This window comes from Oceanobacillus sp. FSL K6-0118, assembly GCF_038006665.1.
Lineage (GTDB): Bacteria > Bacillota > Bacilli > Bacillales > Amphibacillaceae > Oceanobacillus > Oceanobacillus caeni.
In genome coordinates, this window is sequence record NZ_JBBOVR010000001.1 from 2,270,356 (window position 1) to 2,284,988 (window position 14,633).

At 33.7% G+C, this 14,633-nt stretch carries 15 protein-coding genes; 5 read left to right on the forward strand and 10 right to left on the reverse strand.

What is annotated here, in order from left to right; all coding sequences use genetic code 11:
• Positions 1-44: 44 nt before the first annotated feature.
• The 8 genes from MHI02_RS11675 to MHI02_RS11710 all read right to left on the reverse strand — a co-directional run bounded on the left by MHI02_RS11675 (position 45) and on the right by MHI02_RS11710 (position 6,929).
• Positions 45-1,223 (reverse strand): D-alanyl-D-alanine carboxypeptidase family protein, encoded by a 1,179-nt coding sequence (locus tag MHI02_RS11675; protein ID WP_047183895.1) that lies wholly within the window; start codon positions 1,221-1,223, stop codon positions 45-47.
• Positions 1,224-1,321: 98 nt separating this feature from the next.
• Positions 1,322-2,503, reverse strand: a complete 1,182-nt coding sequence (gene deoB / locus MHI02_RS11680) for a phosphopentomutase (protein ID WP_216883507.1) — start codon at positions 2,501-2,503, stop codon at positions 1,322-1,324.
• A 95-nt stretch (positions 2,504-2,598) separates the two neighbouring features.
• Entirely contained in the window at positions 2,599-3,489 is an 891-nt protein-coding gene (xerD, locus tag MHI02_RS11685; RefSeq protein ID WP_047183893.1) for a site-specific tyrosine recombinase XerD, read from the reverse strand.
• A gap of 4 nt (positions 3,490-3,493) precedes the next feature.
• Positions 3,494-3,700: a YqzK family protein gene (locus MHI02_RS11690; RefSeq protein ID WP_047183892.1), complete on the reverse strand. Its 207-nt coding sequence runs from the start codon at positions 3,698-3,700 to the stop codon at positions 3,494-3,496.
• Positions 3,701-3,911: 211 nt separating this feature from the next.
• The gene (fur, locus tag MHI02_RS11695) at positions 3,912-4,370 is read right to left on the reverse strand and encodes a ferric iron uptake transcriptional regulator (RefSeq protein WP_047183891.1); all 459 of its coding nucleotides are present in this window, start codon (positions 4,368-4,370) and stop codon (positions 3,912-3,914) included.
• Positions 4,371-4,475: 105 nt separating this feature from the next.
• Positions 4,476-5,114, reverse strand: a complete 639-nt coding sequence (spoIIM, locus tag MHI02_RS11700) for a stage II sporulation protein M (protein ID WP_047183890.1) — start codon at positions 5,112-5,114, stop codon at positions 4,476-4,478.
• Between the two features lie 98 nt (positions 5,115-5,212).
• Positions 5,213-6,382: an endonuclease Q family protein gene (locus MHI02_RS11705; protein WP_047183889.1), complete on the reverse strand. Its 1,170-nt coding sequence runs from the start codon at positions 6,380-6,382 to the stop codon at positions 5,213-5,215.
• A gap of 1 nt (position 6,383) precedes the next feature.
• Positions 6,384-6,929: an NUDIX hydrolase gene (locus MHI02_RS11710; RefSeq protein ID WP_047183888.1), complete on the reverse strand. Its 546-nt coding sequence runs from the start codon at positions 6,927-6,929 to the stop codon at positions 6,384-6,386.
• A gap of 149 nt (positions 6,930-7,078) precedes the next feature.
• Between MHI02_RS11710 and MHI02_RS11715 the strand changes: the two genes are divergently transcribed.
• Positions 7,079-7,999: an aldo/keto reductase gene (locus tag MHI02_RS11715; protein ID WP_047183887.1), complete on the forward strand. Its 921-nt coding sequence runs from the start codon at positions 7,079-7,081 to the stop codon at positions 7,997-7,999.
• A 115-nt stretch (positions 8,000-8,114) separates the two neighbouring features.
• On the opposite strand, the gene MHI02_RS11720 is transcribed toward MHI02_RS11715, so the two are convergent.
• A complete protein-coding gene (locus tag MHI02_RS11720) occupies positions 8,115-8,450 on the reverse strand; it encodes an iron-sulfur cluster biosynthesis family protein (RefSeq protein ID WP_047183886.1) in 336 nt (111 codons plus the stop codon).
• Between the two features lie 266 nt (positions 8,451-8,716).
• On the opposite strand from MHI02_RS11720, the gene MHI02_RS11725 reads away from it, so the two are divergent.
• From MHI02_RS11725 to MHI02_RS11740, 4 genes are all read left to right on the forward strand, one after another.
• Positions 8,717-9,451 (forward strand): glycerophosphodiester phosphodiesterase, encoded by a 735-nt coding sequence (locus MHI02_RS11725; RefSeq protein ID WP_047183885.1) that lies wholly within the window; start codon positions 8,717-8,719, stop codon positions 9,449-9,451.
• Positions 9,452-9,454: 3 nt separating this feature from the next.
• The gene (gene namA / locus MHI02_RS11730) at positions 9,455-10,474 is read left to right on the forward strand and encodes an NADPH dehydrogenase NamA (RefSeq protein WP_047183884.1); all 1,020 of its coding nucleotides are present in this window, start codon (positions 9,455-9,457) and stop codon (positions 10,472-10,474) included.
• Positions 10,475-10,701: 227 nt separating this feature from the next.
• The gene (gene rnz, locus MHI02_RS11735) at positions 10,702-11,622 is read left to right on the forward strand and encodes a ribonuclease Z (protein ID WP_047183883.1); all 921 of its coding nucleotides are present in this window, start codon (positions 10,702-10,704) and stop codon (positions 11,620-11,622) included.
• A 15-nt stretch (positions 11,623-11,637) separates the two neighbouring features.
• The gene (locus MHI02_RS11740) at positions 11,638-12,999 is read left to right on the forward strand and encodes an aldehyde dehydrogenase (RefSeq protein WP_204798093.1); all 1,362 of its coding nucleotides are present in this window, start codon (positions 11,638-11,640) and stop codon (positions 12,997-12,999) included.
• 179 nt (positions 13,000-13,178) lie between these two features.
• Here MHI02_RS11740 and MHI02_RS11745 read toward each other — a convergent pair whose 3' ends face one another.
• On the reverse strand, positions 13,179-14,435 hold the full coding sequence (locus MHI02_RS11745) for a DNA polymerase IV (protein WP_047183881.1): 1,257 nt from the start codon (positions 14,433-14,435) through the stop codon (positions 13,179-13,181).
• Positions 14,436-14,633: the final 198 nt, after the last annotated feature.

A 14,633-nucleotide genomic window follows, 5' to 3' on the forward strand; every position in this document is an offset into this window, starting at 1 on the left:
TTATGACAAAAGAAGTCCTTATTCGTCTAAATTAGAAGATATTATTAATTTTTCGCCATTTCTTGCAGTGTTCGTTTTAACAAAGTGAAATAGGATGCTTGGGTGACATCATTATTTACCGTTAGTGGAATTTCCGAAATAATTTCATTTCCATTTTTAACGGTTAATGTACCTACTTCATCTCCTCTATTTATAGGTAAAGTAAACTTTTCTTTCAATTTCATTTCTGTTGTTACCTCTTCAGTAGACTCTCCTTTTTTATGTAATGTACTAACAGATTCAGGAACAATTATTTCAATATTGTCTTCTTCCGCTTTAATTAATTTTAAGTTTGAAACAACCTGATCCTTTTCAAATAATTGTTGTGTTTCAAATTGATTAAACGCAAAGTCAAGCATACTAGAAATGGTTGCATTTCTTTCCTTTGTAGTATTTGCACCCATTACAACGGCGATGACACGCATATCATTCTTTTCTGCCGTAGCAGTTAAGCAATATTTTGCTTCATTTGTGTAACCTGTTTTTAATCCGTCTACTCCTGGATAGAATTTCACTAATTTATTCGTATTCACGAGCCAAAATTCATTTTCTTTTCCTTTTCTTAAATAATCCTCATAAATCGATGTATAATTTGTAATATCCTCATATTTTAATAATTCTTTTGCAATCATTGCCATATCATATGAAGTGCTGTAATGATCATCACTTGGTAAACCAGTCGTATTTTGGAACTTCGTATTTTTCAAACCAAGTTCTTTCACTTTTTCATTCATTCTTTTCACAAAGGCTTCTTCACTTCCTGCAAGTCGTTCAGCTATTGCAACGCTAGCATCATTTCCAGAAGCAACAGCTATTCCTTTTAATAAATCATCTACGGACATTTCTTCCCCCGCTTCAAGGAATATTTGGGAACCTCCCATTGATGCGGCCCGCTCACTTACTCGAATCATTTCATTTTTCTTTAAGTCCCCGTGATCTATTGCCTCCATAATAAGTAGTAGTGTCATTAATTTTGTCATACTAGCTGGCGGAAGTACTTCATGGGCATTTTTGTCGAATAAAATAGTTCCGGTATCTCTTTCTATCAAGATAGCCGATTTTGCATCAGGAGCTAGATTTAAGGATTCGCTTTTTTCATCTTCCGGCTTTTCTTCCGCAAAGACTGGCAATCCTAATACAAATAATGAAAAAATCATGCTGATAATGAGAATACACTTTTTCATAGTTTTACCTCCAAACTCAATATAACTTTATTTTTTCCATCTTTATATCGAAATATACAAATAAAAAAGAGCACTACCTCTAGTGCTCTTTCCGTTTCTTATTCGATAATCTCATGCAAAAAACTATTTCCGTGTTCTGGCAATTTCACTTGAAAGTTATCTGCCACCGTTGCGCCTACATCTGCAAATGTTTTCCGAATAGGCAACGCTTTACCTTGCTTCATATTTTTATGGTGAATAAGTAATGGAACAAATTCTCTCGTATGGTCTGTGCCATGATGAACAGGATCATTCCCATGGTCAGCTGTAATAATAAGTAAATCATCTTCATTCAATAAAGCTAAGACTTCGGGTAAGCGTTTATCATACTCCTCTAAAGCCTTGCCATACCCTATTGGGTCACGCCTATGGCCATATTTAGCATCGAAATCAACTAAATTAAGAAAACTTAGTCCATTGAAATCCTTTTTCATGGAATCTATGAGTTTTGTCATTCCATCGTCATTATCTGTAGTTCGAATAGCCTCTGTAACTCCTTCTCCATCGTAAATATCAGAAATTTTCCCAAGAGCAATAACATCAAGGCCATTATCTTGTAATTCATTCATTACAGTTCTACCAAACGGTTTAAGAGCATAATCATGACGGTTGGCCGTACGTTCAAATGCTCCAGGTTTCCCAATAAAAGGACGGGCAATAACTCGTCCAACCATATATTTTTCATCTAGAGTCAGTTCTCGTGCAATTTCACAAATTCGGTACAATTCATCAACTGGAATAATTTCCTCATGTGCAGCAATTTGCAATACAGAATCTGCAGAAGTATAAACAATTAAGGAACCCGTTTTCATATGCTCCTCGCCAAGTTCTTCTATAATTTTTGTACCAGAAGCCGGCTTATTTCCAATAACTTTTCTTCCTGTTTTACCTTCTAATAATTGAACAAGTTCGGTTGGAAATCCTTCAGGAAATGTTTTAAAAGGTTGTTTAATATTTAATCCCATAATTTCCCAATGGCCTGTCATTGTATCTTTACCATTTGAAGCTTCTTGCATTTTTGTATAGTGAGCTTTAGGTTTTACTGCTTTTTCTATTCCTTTTATCTCACAAATATTACTTAATCCCAATTCACCCATGTTCGGCATATGAAGTCCATTCATTTCATCTGCAATATGACCTAAAGTATCCGCACCTTTGTCATTATATTTTTCCGCATCAGGGGCTTCACCAATACCTACTGAATCCAAAACAATAAGAAAAATTCGTTTGAAATTAGTCATTAAAAAACCTCCCAATACTATATTCCCGATTTCTAACATATATATGTAAATGCATGCGTAAATTTTCTTTACCTTATACTTCCGTTACATGTTAATTACGCTCTTGGATGGTAGGTTTTATACATATCTTTTAATCTAGTTTTTGATACATGTGTATAGATTTGTGTTGTTGAAATATCTTCATGCCCCAACATCTCTTGAACGATACGTAAGTCCGCCCCATTTTCTAATAAATGAGTAGCAAAGGAATGTCTTAATGTATGTGGAGTTATTTCTTTATTTATACCAACTTCTAAAGCAATCTTTTTTAAAATTTTCCAGAATCCCTGTCTCGTTAACGGCCTCCCATGCTGGTTTAAAAACAGTGTTGGATTAGTATTATGTTTTAGCAATTTCCCTCTTCCATGTTGTAAATATTGCTCTATTGCATGTATGGCAACCTCTCCGATAGGTACAATTCTTTCTTTTGAGCCTTTTCCAAAGCATTGAACAAAACCCATTGTTAAGTGTAAATCACTTACTTTTAAAGTAACCAATTCAGTTACCCTAAGTCCGGTTGCATACATTAGTTCCAACATTGCTTTATTACGATATGCCAAAGGAGATTTCGTTTCAATGGAAAGAAGTTGTTCTACCTCTGTTTGGGATAGAACGTCTGGAAGTTTTCTTTCTTTTTTCGGTGTTTCAATATGTAAGCTCACATCCTGGTTAACTACCTTTTCTCTTACTAAAAATTGATGAAAAGAACGAATCGATGATATATGTCTGGAAATGGTAGAAGTCGACTTACCCCCATCTTTTAAAGCATATAGAAAATGAATAATTTCAATTCTAGTAACGGAATTCCAGGATTTCACCTCTAACTTCTTCACTAAAAAATTAGTATAATCTTTTAAATCACGTCTGTAAGACTTTAGTGTATTCTCAGAAAGCCCTCTTTCAATCTGTAAAAAATGAAAATAATCCTCTAGTGCATCATTTAGCATATTTTTATTCCCCTAATCTAAAAAATAGATTCATTCTATCCATAATCTCTTCATTTGAATTAAAAACCTTTACAGAAGGTCCTTCAGGTTGATCATATTTATGATAATTTTCATATTCAGCATGCATCATCTTTAATCCAAAATAGAATAGACAAGTACATATAGTAAAGATTACGAAAACTTTCAATGTATCCCATATCAATTGTTTCATATGGCATATCTCCTTTTTAAAGTTACTTCCTTCTTAAAAGATATGCCAATTTCAAATCATAATATACATATAGATAGTTAAATTTTTAAATAGTACTTAATTTTAATGTACTCTCTTTTTTTACGTATGTAAAAAAAGAAAGCACAAACCTTTATCATTCTTATCCATAATAAAAGCCTTCTTTCCCATAGAAAAAAAGGCTTAATTCTTCTTATTGTGTTGCTTTAACTGCTGATTTTTGACATTGTTTACATATACCATGAAATGTTAAACGATGGTCTTGAACTTGAAATCCCCAATCTCTTTGTACAATTTTCTCTACGTCTTCTAATAAGTCATTTTCAATTTCTTCTACTGACCCACATTCGACGCAAACGAGATGATGATGAAAATGTTTAGCTCCTTCTTTTCTTAAATCGTATCGGGAGACCCCATCACCAAAATTAATCTTATCAACAATCTTCAATTCAGATAGTAGCTCTAACGTACGATAAACAGTTGCTAAGCCAATTTCAGGTGCTTTTTCTTTAACTAATAAATAAACATCTTCTGCACTTAGATGGTCTTCTTCACGCTCAAGTAAAACTCGGACAGTTGCTTCTCTTTGTGGAGTTAATTTATAACTTTGAGAATGCAGCTGTTTTTTTATTCGTTCAATCCGATGTTCCATAACTCGTCGCTCCCCTCTTACCATCTATTTTATTATATGCACTCTGAAAAGGCGTGTCAAAAATATTATTACATTATATTTAAAATAATTATAATGTAATAATTATTATTCATAAAAAGATTTAATAAATGCTTCCATAGATCCATTCGCCACATAGGCCTCTACTCCTGAAGCAATTATAGCGGCTACCAATAAAAATCCAAACGATAATAAATACTTGCCAAACGGCTGAAATACTGGTCCAGTCGACCTTTTTGAAAATAGTTTATTTAATAATTTTAACGAAAAGATCATCGACAGTGTACCAGCAATAATATATACAGGAATGACAATTAAATTTTGTGGAGCAATGGACAATGAAGCCAAGATTAATCCCTTAACGCCAATTTGATTCACTAAAAAACCAACAGAAAAACCAACAACAAGACCTTTAACATACAATAGAACCCACACGATAGGAAGTCCAATTACAGATAAACCTAGTAAAAATAAAATAACTAAATATTTAATATGATAAAAAAAGCTTTCTTTTAATATAAGTGTCTTTTCTATTGATTGACCCTCTACTATTTGAAGGAAAAATCGTTCTAAGTAAAAAAACAAATCTTGCTTTTGAACAAAGTTCATGCTGTTTACTATAATAGCACCAAAAATAATACCAGTTAAAAATAAAATCACCATAAACAAATATATTGTCGCATACTCTCTCATGTGTTGAATAAAAACAGCTCTATTATTATTCATCGGAATCCTCCATTTCAAAGATGGTTCTTATATTAAAAACTATGAAGAATTCCGATTAAAAATACCAAAATCTCTTTTTTATTCATAAATTCTATATTTTAATTATTCGAGACAGTTCCATATTTCCCGCCACCACCAGCTTTAACATGAAGTTTACCTTCTCTCATGGAAATGATAGATTGTGCTATAGGATTGGGCACTACCTCTAGTAAGTCTTCCAAGCTTGCGTAATGAATAACATTCATTTCTGTGCCAAACCGGTCTAATAATTTTTTAAACGTTTTTGGACCTAACTTTGGAAGATATTCAAGAGGCACTTGATATAAATATGGTGGTCGTTCTCTATTAGATTTTTCAACATTTGTTAATTCTTGAATTCTGTCAGAAACCCCTTTAATAATTTTCTTTGACTGACAATTCGGGCATATGGTACTATTGGGTGTTAGCTCTGTAAAACAATTATTACAAACTGTCATATGGTATTTACCAAGTCTTGGATTCATCCCGAAATTTCGTTGGATTTTCCGACCATTCACTTCATGCAACGCCCAATAAAACTCTTTAAAAGTAGCATTTTCCATTACGATTTCTTGGTATTCTCTAGCTATTTTCGGAAGAGAATGAGCATCTGAGTTTGTTACAAACGTATAGGAATGAAGCTCTTCTATATGATCCGCCATATAAGTATCCGAACTTAATCCTAACTCAATTCCATCAATTAAATCCGGATCGAATACCTCTGTTAAAGATTGATTTACCCCTTTCCCATAAAGACTCTTAAAAGGGGTAAAGACATGTGCTGGAATAAATATCCCTTCTAGTTCTTTTACTTTATATTGAAGTTCTTTAGCCGTTCCATAATATCTTTGAGAACTTAACGTGATGTTTTTCATCTTAGTTGTTAGCCACTCAGAGAAAATAGAGATATTTTCTAAATTCGGGAAAAAACATAATACATGAATGGGTCCCTTACAGTTTTCATCATAAATTTCAATCTCAGATCCCATTAATAAGGTTACTTCTTCAAAACGGATTCCACCGTCTTCAAGTTCTCTTGCTTTTCCTTCATTAATCAATCCTTTAATTTCCTGCTGTACATTAGGGGCATGACAATCAATTACCCCAACAAGATCTATCCCTTTATTTCTACTAGATTCTTCCAAAATATTACTCAAGGTTAAGCTTTTTGCCCCTGTAATTTTTACCGGTTTATTGTACATATCCCTTCCAATATGAATATGCAAATCTGCAAAATAGGAATTCAACATGTTACCTTCTTTCTAATGCATGTAAATATAAAACTGCATATGCTGTTTTGGCATCGTGAATTTTCTCTTCTTCCACATATTGTTTCGCTTCGTCTAAAGTTAATTCCACTAACTCTACGAATTCATCTTCATCAGCTGCTCTTGGGTTTTCAATTTTTTCAATATCATTTGTAATATAGATGTGAAGTAATTCATCAGCAAATCCTGGTGAGGAGTAAAAGGAAGTTACAAAGGATAAACTATTGGTAGAGTAACCAGTCTCTTCTTCTAATTCTCTGATTGCCGCAATCATTGGATTCTCACCAGGTTCCAATTTACCTGCTGGAATTTCTATAAGGGACCTTTCAAGTGGTTTGCGATATTGTTCCACAAACACTATCTTATTTTCTTTCGTGATAGCAATTACCGCAACCGCTCCAGGATGTTTAACTATTTCACGCTGAGATGTTTTACCATTTGGTAATTGAACTTCATCTACTTGTAATTGAACTATCTTTCCATCAAAAATCTTTTCTGACCTTATTGTTTTCTCTTCAAACTTTTTCATACGTTTTCTCCTATCAATTCATCTTTTCTTCTATTTTAGCATACCCACTCCTTATACTAAATTTTATTATCTGACCTAATTTCAATTTCCTTTCTTCCTTTAACTAAATATATTAAGATAAGATTAGTTGGTTACTTTGGAGGGATTAGATGAAGAAGAGTCAATTAGGTAAATCAGATTTATTTATTTCAGAATTAACCCTAGGTGGTATGTCACTTGGAACAGATATAAACGAAGCAAAACAAATCATTGATTTGGCTATTGATAAAGGAATTAACCACATCGATACAGCTGATTTATACGACTTCGGATTAAACGAAGAAATAATTGGTGAAATTATTCATGATAAAAGGGAAAACATTATTCTAACAACAAAAGTAGGAAATCATTTTAATAAAGAAACGAAGGATTGGTTTTGGGATCCATCCAAAGACTATATTTTAAGAGAAGTAAAAGAAAGCTTAAAAAGATTAAAAACAGATTACATCGATTTTTATATGTTACACGGCGGCACCTTGGAAGATCCCATTTCCGAGACGATTGAAGCATTTGAACAATTAAAACAAGATGGAATTATTCGAGCATATGGTATCTCTTCTATTCGACCTAACGTTATCCGCGAATTCGTTAAACATTCTTCAATTGATGCAGTAATGATGCAATATAACTTACTCGATCGTAGACCAGAAGAAGAGACTTTGGAATTATTACAAAGAAATCAAATAAGTGTACTGGCAAGGGGCCCGCTTGCTAAGGGTATGTTAAGTAATCGATCAACCGAGCAAATAAATAAAAAAGGAAATAAAGGATATCTGGATTACTCTTATGAAGAACTACTGAACATATCTGAAAAACTAACAAAATTATTTGGTAAACAATACAGTATTCATGAATTAGCTTTAAAATATGTTTTAAAACACCCTGCAGTAACATCCACGGTATTTGGTGCAAGTTCCATTAATCAAATAAATGAAAACACTAATATTAATTTAGAGAGCGAATTACCTAACGAAGTCTATAATGAATTGAAAACTATCACCAAACCTATTAAGTATAAAGACCATCGTTAAATTTAGAAAACTTGCTGTTCGCTATTTAAACTGGACGAATACCTTACTTAAGCAGAAAGAAAAACTTATTTTTCCTTCAAAATGATAAATAGGTTGCTACTTATTCGTAGCCAACCTATTTATTTATCCCATCTAAACAAACAGTTTGAGGTGAAATAAAAGCATTTAATGTCTCTCCTTGGCTAAGTAATTGGAAAAATCCATTACGATAATCCAATTTTAACTTTTTATTAAAGAACACAGCTTGTTGCTTTGGGACAAATGTCGACATATCATCATTTGTAACTATATCGTAATAATCTTTTTTTTCGTTCGTTAAGCGAATGGTTGGAACACCATTTACACCACATCCACAATCATCACGATCATACAAAAGTAGTAAATATTTCCGGTTATCGATATTTAATTCATGTAACTTGCTTAACGATTGTTTTGTAATTTCTAGTTTCATTATTTATCCCACCTTCCTAATTACTATATCACTTTTTGTCTTACCTAAACAATGCAGTAAGACTTCTGCCTTAAGCTTCTAGGGAACAAAGAAGGTAAATGGAAGATCAACTGCCCGTAAAGGTTTGACTAACCATCAGTGGGAGATGATGGAACCCCCCACAAATGGAAGTCTTCTTTATAATTAAAGTAATTATTTGGTCCGCTTTTCATGCATGCTTCATAAAATGTAGAATAAATAAACGAATTAAGAGGGGTTCGAAAATAATGACAAATATCTACGCACATAGAGGGGCAAGCAAATATGCTCCAGAAAATACACTACCAGCCTTTGAATTAGCATATGAAATGAAAGCGGATGGAATAGAAACAGATGTTCAACTTACAAAAGATGAAATTCCGATTCTAATTCATGATGAGAACGTAAAAAGAACTACAAATGGAATAGGTTTTGTGAAAGATTTTACATTTGCAGAAATCCAAGAACTTGATGCAGGTTCATGGTTTTCAAAAAAATATACTGGTACGCCAATCATGTCCTTAGAGGAATTTTTAAATTGGATAAAATTTAAGCCGTTATACTTAAATATCGAGTTGAAAAATAATAAAATAGATTATGAGTATATAGAATCCATCGTTTTTGAAATGGTTCAAGAACATCAGTTGCTAGACCGTACTACTATTTCCACTTTCAACTCAGAAAGTATAAAGCGAATGAGAGAAATCAATCAAATGGTAGAAGTTGCCTACTTGACCTCTAAGCAAAACAATAAACTCGTAACTTATGCTAAAGATTTAGGTGCGAATGCAATACATGTTAACTACAGATTGTTAAATGACAGACTTATGAATGAATGTTTAAGAAATGATATGAAGATTCGTGTATACACGATTAATAGGTATCCTTCCATGAAACAATGTTTTCATTTAGGTTGCAACGGTATCTTTACAGATGTACCCGATAAAGCATTGTCTTATCGAATAAAAACTTTAGGAGGATGAAAAATGCCTAAATTATTTTCCCCAATTCAAATAAAGAATGTAACACTAAAAAACAGAATCGTTATGTCACCAATGTGTATGTACTCTTCCGTTAATAAAGACGGAATGCTCACCCCGTTCCACTATACCCACTATGTTTCTAGAGCTGTTGGGCAAGTCGGATTAATTATGATTGAAGCTACTGGTGTTCTTCCGGAGGGCCGTATCAGCGAACGGGATTTAGGGATATGGTCTGATGAACATATCGAAGGATTTAAACAATTAAATGAACAAATCCATAGCTATGGGGCAAAAGCTGGAATTCAATTAGCACATGCAGGGAGAAAATCAGAGGTGAATTCTTTACCTATTTATGCTCCTTCGCCAATTTCGTTTAGTGAGAATTATAAAGAACCTCTAGAAATGACGAAAGAAGATATTAAGCATACTATCCAGGCTTTCCAGCAAGCAGCTAAGCGCGCGAAAGAGGCAAATTTTGATATTATCGAAATACATGGAGCTCATGGTTACTTAGTTAATGAGTTTTTATCTCCGTTAACAAACAAACGAACAGATGAGTATGGTGTAAATAAAGAAGGACGATTTTTATTTTTACAAGAAATCATTCAAGCTGTAAAGTCAGAATGGGATGGGCCGTTATTCGTCCGGGTTTCCACTGATGAATATGACGATCAAGGAAATTCTTTGGAAGATATTCTTTATTTTACAAGCAGGTTAAAAGAATTAGGTGTAGACCTAATCGATTGTAGTTCAGGCGGGGTTGTTCCTAATCGTGTACCAACTTTCCCAGGATATCAAGTAAGACGAGCAGAAATAATTAAACATGAGATAGACATTGCAACCGGGGCTGTCGGTCTAATTACATCGGGTTTACAAGCAGAGGAAATACTGCAAAATAATAGATCTGATTTAATTTTTATTGGACGAGCACTCTTGCGTAATCCTTATTGGGCAAAAGCTTGCGCGGATGAATTAAAAACAAATTTGGAAGCTCCAGTTCCATATGAACGTGGTTGGAAATAAAATGAAACTCATTAAGTGGGGATTTCTTTCATCCCCACTTAATGTTAGTTGAACTTATAGGGCGCTACTGGCTTCTCGCCCCTCTTAGATACCTTGGTTAAACTCGACTTCTTGAAGCGGGGTCTTACGACGCACAAGATATGCTAGTACCAACATTGTAATAAGACGCCTGAGTTTTTAGTCGGCCAGTAAGTTAAGACGTGATAAAGTTGGAGGAAGATTAGAAAATGGAATTAATTTTTCTTGGGACAGGTGCAGGTGTCCCTTCAAAAGAACGAAATGTAACTAGTATCGTATTATCATTACTACAAGAGATTAATAGCGTGTGGTTGTTTGATTGTGGAGAAGCAACCCAGCATCAGATTTTACATACATCTATTAAACCTAGGAAAATAAATAAAATTTTCATTACACATTTACATGGGGACCATATCTTTGGATTACCCGGCCTATTAAGTAGTCGATCTTTTCAGGGAGGTAATACAGAATTAACGATATTCGGCCCCAGTGGAATTAAAGAATATGTAGAAACCAGTCTTAAAGTAAGTTCATCCCACCTTACCTATCCTATTACTTTTGTAGAAGTAAACGAGGGTGTAGTAATGGAAGATAATGAATTTAAAGTTTTGGCAAAAAAACTGGATCATGGAATCGATAGTTATGGTTATCGAATTGTTGAAAAAGATAAACCCGGGGAATTACTCGTTAATAAGTTAAAGGACATCGGAATAATGCCGGGTCCGATTTATAAACAGATAAAAAATAATCCTCAGGTCAAACTAGAAGATGGAACAGTGATAAATCGTTCTGATTTCATTGGTCCTGCTAAAAGTGGTAGAGTTGTAAGCATTCTAGGCGATACCCGTTATCGAGAAGAACATATAGAATTTGTGAAATATTCCAACGTAATGGTCCATGAAGCAACTTTCGATCAAGAAAAATCTGCCCTTGCCCATGAATACTACCACTCAACAACTAAACAGGCTGCAACACTGGCAAAACAAGGTAAAGTAAAGAATCTAATTCTCACCCATATTTCATCACGCTATCAAAAAGAAGATGATACCTATCTTTTGAATGAAGCAAAAGAAATTTTTCCAGATACCAAGATAGCAATCGATTTTAAAAAGATAACAATCGATTATTAAAAGAGGAGTATTTTTATGGAAACAACCGAGAAATTAATCATATCCAATGCGAGAACCTACTTTCTAAACGGAAATACCGTAACATATGAGTTTCGAAAAAAACAATTAGGAAACTTAAAACAAATGCTCAAAAATAATGAAGAAAATATCTTTCTGGCATTAAAAAAGGATTTAAATAAATCAAAACATGAAGCTTTAGTTACTGAGTTAGGGTTTCTCTATTCCGAAATTGATTTTGCTATAAAAAATCTTAGAAACTGGATGGAGCCAAAAAAGGTATCGAGCCCTATTACCCATAAAGGTTCTTCAAGCTATATCATGAATCAACCTTATGGAGTTGCATTAATTATTTCACCTTGGAATTATCCTTTGCAATTGGCTTTGGCTCCAGCAATAGGCGCCATTGCAGCTGGAAACTGTGTCATTATAAAACCTTCAGAATTGGCTGCAGAGACCTCCTCTTTAATTGCGACTATGGTAGAAGAGTACTTTGATAGTTCATTTTTCACTGTTATCGAAGGGGGAAAAGAAGAAGTTGAAGAATTATTAAAACATCGATTGGATTATATCTTCTTCACAGGAAGTTCTAAAGTTGGAAGAATCATAATGAAAGCAGCAAGTGAACATCTAACGCCAATTACACTTGAATTAGGTGGGAAAAGTCCTGCAATTGTAGATGAAGATGCAAATGTAGTTTTAGCAGCAAAAAGAATTGTTTGGGGGAAATTTACGAATGCTGGTCAAACTTGTGTTGCACCTGACTATGTCTATGTACATGAGAAAGTAAAATTTAAATTTTTAAAAGCTGCCAAAAGATACATCCGTGCTTTTTATAGTAAAAGTAATGAATACACTAAAATCATTAACGAGAAAAACTTTGATCGCTTAGTTTCATTCTTAACAAATGGAGATATCATTCATGGTGGAAATTATGATAGAGATGCACTCATGATAGAACCAACTATTTTAGATAAAATCACATGGAACGATCCTGTCATGCAAGAGGAAATATTTGGTCCTATTTTACCTGTATTAACTTTTTCAAATTTAGATGATCCTTTATACCAAATTAAAACAAAAGAAAGTCCTTTGGCATTATATTATTTCGGTGAAGACAATCAAACACAACAACAGGTGATTGAATATGTTCCGTTTGGCGGTGGTTCGATTAATGATACACTCTATCATCTAGCGAACCCGCATCTACCATTTGGCGGTGTAGGAACTAGTGGAATGGGCACTTATCACGGTAAATACAGCTTTGAAACGTTCTCCCACCAAAAAAGTATACTAAAACAAACAACTAAATTTGATTTACCATTCCGTTATCCAAAAGGAAAGATATCTAATTCTGTTGTAAAAAAATTAACACATTAAAAGCATAAAAAACTAAGGTAATAGCAATGGATATGCCAAATACTTAATTGCACTTGATTTTAGAGGTTGGGACATAACGAAATGTTTAACTCAAAAAGACGAACAATCCCACAGAATTTCGGATTTTCTTTTTATAAAACATATTTGTCCCAACCCCACTCTAATGTTAACTTTTTCAATTATTTTTTATAGTCGTCTAGAAAGTCTTTCTGAAAACTTGTTCGTGGCTGTTGCTGATCAACCTCCTTGAAGTTATCATTTAAACTTTTAAAAACATTTTCTCCGTATTTTTCTGTTAATTGATGAATGGTAGACATGAGCTTTTCTTTATTTGCTTCATTTTCATATGTAAATAAGTCTAATTGCTTACCTATATTACGTTTATTTTCTACATCTTGCACGGTAATTCCAATAAGTCGTATCGGCTCCTGATTCCAATGTTCTTCCAATAACTCATTAGCTAAGAATAAAATATCAAATTTTGAATCGATATAATTTTGTAATTTCTTACTCCTAGTTATCGTTTTGCGATCGTGGTAGCGAATCATGAGTTGAACGGTTTTCCCAGCTGCATTCTTTCTCTTCATTCTCTTTTCTACGTTATCTGCCAGATCATTCATCAATTTGTTTATTTCTTTTATATCCGTAGTGTCATGTGGTAATGTTTGTGAATTACCTATACTTTTGAAATCATATATTGCATCCGGGTCAACTGGCCTTGGATCGATACCATTTGCTCTATTTTTTAACCTTTCCCCGTTTATACCGAAAAATTGTTTTAACTCATATGTGTCTTTTTTTGCTAAATCACCAATCGTTTTAATTCCTATCGATTGCAATTTTTCTGCAGTTTTTTCACCAACACCATACATCTCTTGAACAGGTAAAGGCCATAATGTTTTATCTAATTCTCTTTTCCTTAATACTGTAATCCCTAAAGGTTTTTTCATATCGGAAGCCATTTTTGCAAGAAATTTATTTGGTGCAATTCCAATACTAGATGGTAAGTCAAGCTCTTTTAAAATTCTTTGTTGTAAATTTTGTGCTAATTCTAATGGCGTTCCTTTCCATGTCGTATTTGTAACATCCATATATCCTTCATCAATGGAAACAGGTTGCACATATGGAGTAATATCAGAAAGTATTTTAAATAATTCTTTGGATGCATTTCGATATCTATCAAAATTTGGTTTCATGACAATTAGTTCAGGACAAAGTTTTTTCGCCTGCCATACATTCATCGTCGTTTTTACTCCTTTTGCCCTTGCTTCATAGCTACTCGTTACGATAATCCCTTTTCTTTCCTCTGGGTTTCCCGCAATAGCAAGTGGCTTCCCTTTTAATTTCGGGTTAAAAGCCATTTCCACAGATGCATAAAAGCAGTTCATATCGATATGAAATATTATTCTTCTTTTACTCTGTTTCGGAATTGACATAGTTATAACATCCTTATCTTCTTGTTCCCTTTTATCCACCTAAACGGGCAGTACGACTCAGATCTAAAAGCTTCGTGAGAACAAAGAAGGTAGGTGGGAGTCTGGCTGCCCATAAAGGTCCGATAAGTGCGACTAACCATCAGTGGGGATGAAGGTATCCTGCCCACTGATGGAAGTCTTCTTTATTATAACATAACC

Coding starts and splice junctions, on each gene's coding strand:
- MHI02_RS11675 (WP_047183895.1), bottom strand. CDS start 1,223: ATGAAAAAGTGTATTCTCATTATCAGCATGATTTTTTCATTATTTGTA.
- deoB (WP_216883507.1), bottom strand. CDS start 2,503: ATGACTAATTTCAAACGAATTTTTCTTATTGTTTTGGATTCAGTAGGT.
- xerD (WP_047183893.1), bottom strand. CDS start 3,489: ATGCTAAATGATGCACTAGAGGATTATTTTCATTTTTTACAGATTGAA.
- MHI02_RS11690 (WP_047183892.1), bottom strand. CDS start 3,700: ATGAAACAATTGATATGGGATACATTGAAAGTTTTCGTAATCTTTACT.
- fur (WP_047183891.1), bottom strand. CDS start 4,370: ATGGAACATCGGATTGAACGAATAAAAAAACAGCTGCATTCTCAAAGT.
- spoIIM (WP_047183890.1), bottom strand. CDS start 5,114: ATGAATAATAATAGAGCTGTTTTTATTCAACACATGAGAGAGTATGCG.
- MHI02_RS11705 (WP_047183889.1), bottom strand. CDS start 6,382: ATGTTGAATTCCTATTTTGCAGATTTGCATATTCATATTGGAAGGGAT.
- MHI02_RS11710 (WP_047183888.1), bottom strand. CDS start 6,929: ATGAAAAAGTTTGAAGAGAAAACAATAAGGTCAGAAAAGATTTTTGAT.
- MHI02_RS11715 (WP_047183887.1), top strand. CDS start 7,079: ATGAAGAAGAGTCAATTAGGTAAATCAGATTTATTTATTTCAGAATTA.
- MHI02_RS11720 (WP_047183886.1), bottom strand. CDS start 8,450: ATGAAACTAGAAATTACAAAACAATCGTTAAGCAAGTTACATGAATTA.
- MHI02_RS11725 (WP_047183885.1), top strand. CDS start 8,717: ATGACAAATATCTACGCACATAGAGGGGCAAGCAAATATGCTCCAGAA.
- namA (WP_047183884.1), top strand. CDS start 9,455: ATGCCTAAATTATTTTCCCCAATTCAAATAAAGAATGTAACACTAAAA.
- rnz (WP_047183883.1), top strand. CDS start 10,702: ATGGAATTAATTTTTCTTGGGACAGGTGCAGGTGTCCCTTCAAAAGAA.
- MHI02_RS11740 (WP_204798093.1), top strand. CDS start 11,638: ATGGAAACAACCGAGAAATTAATCATATCCAATGCGAGAACCTACTTT.
- MHI02_RS11745 (WP_047183881.1), bottom strand. CDS start 14,435: ATGTCAATTCCGAAACAGAGTAAAAGAAGAATAATATTTCATATCGAT.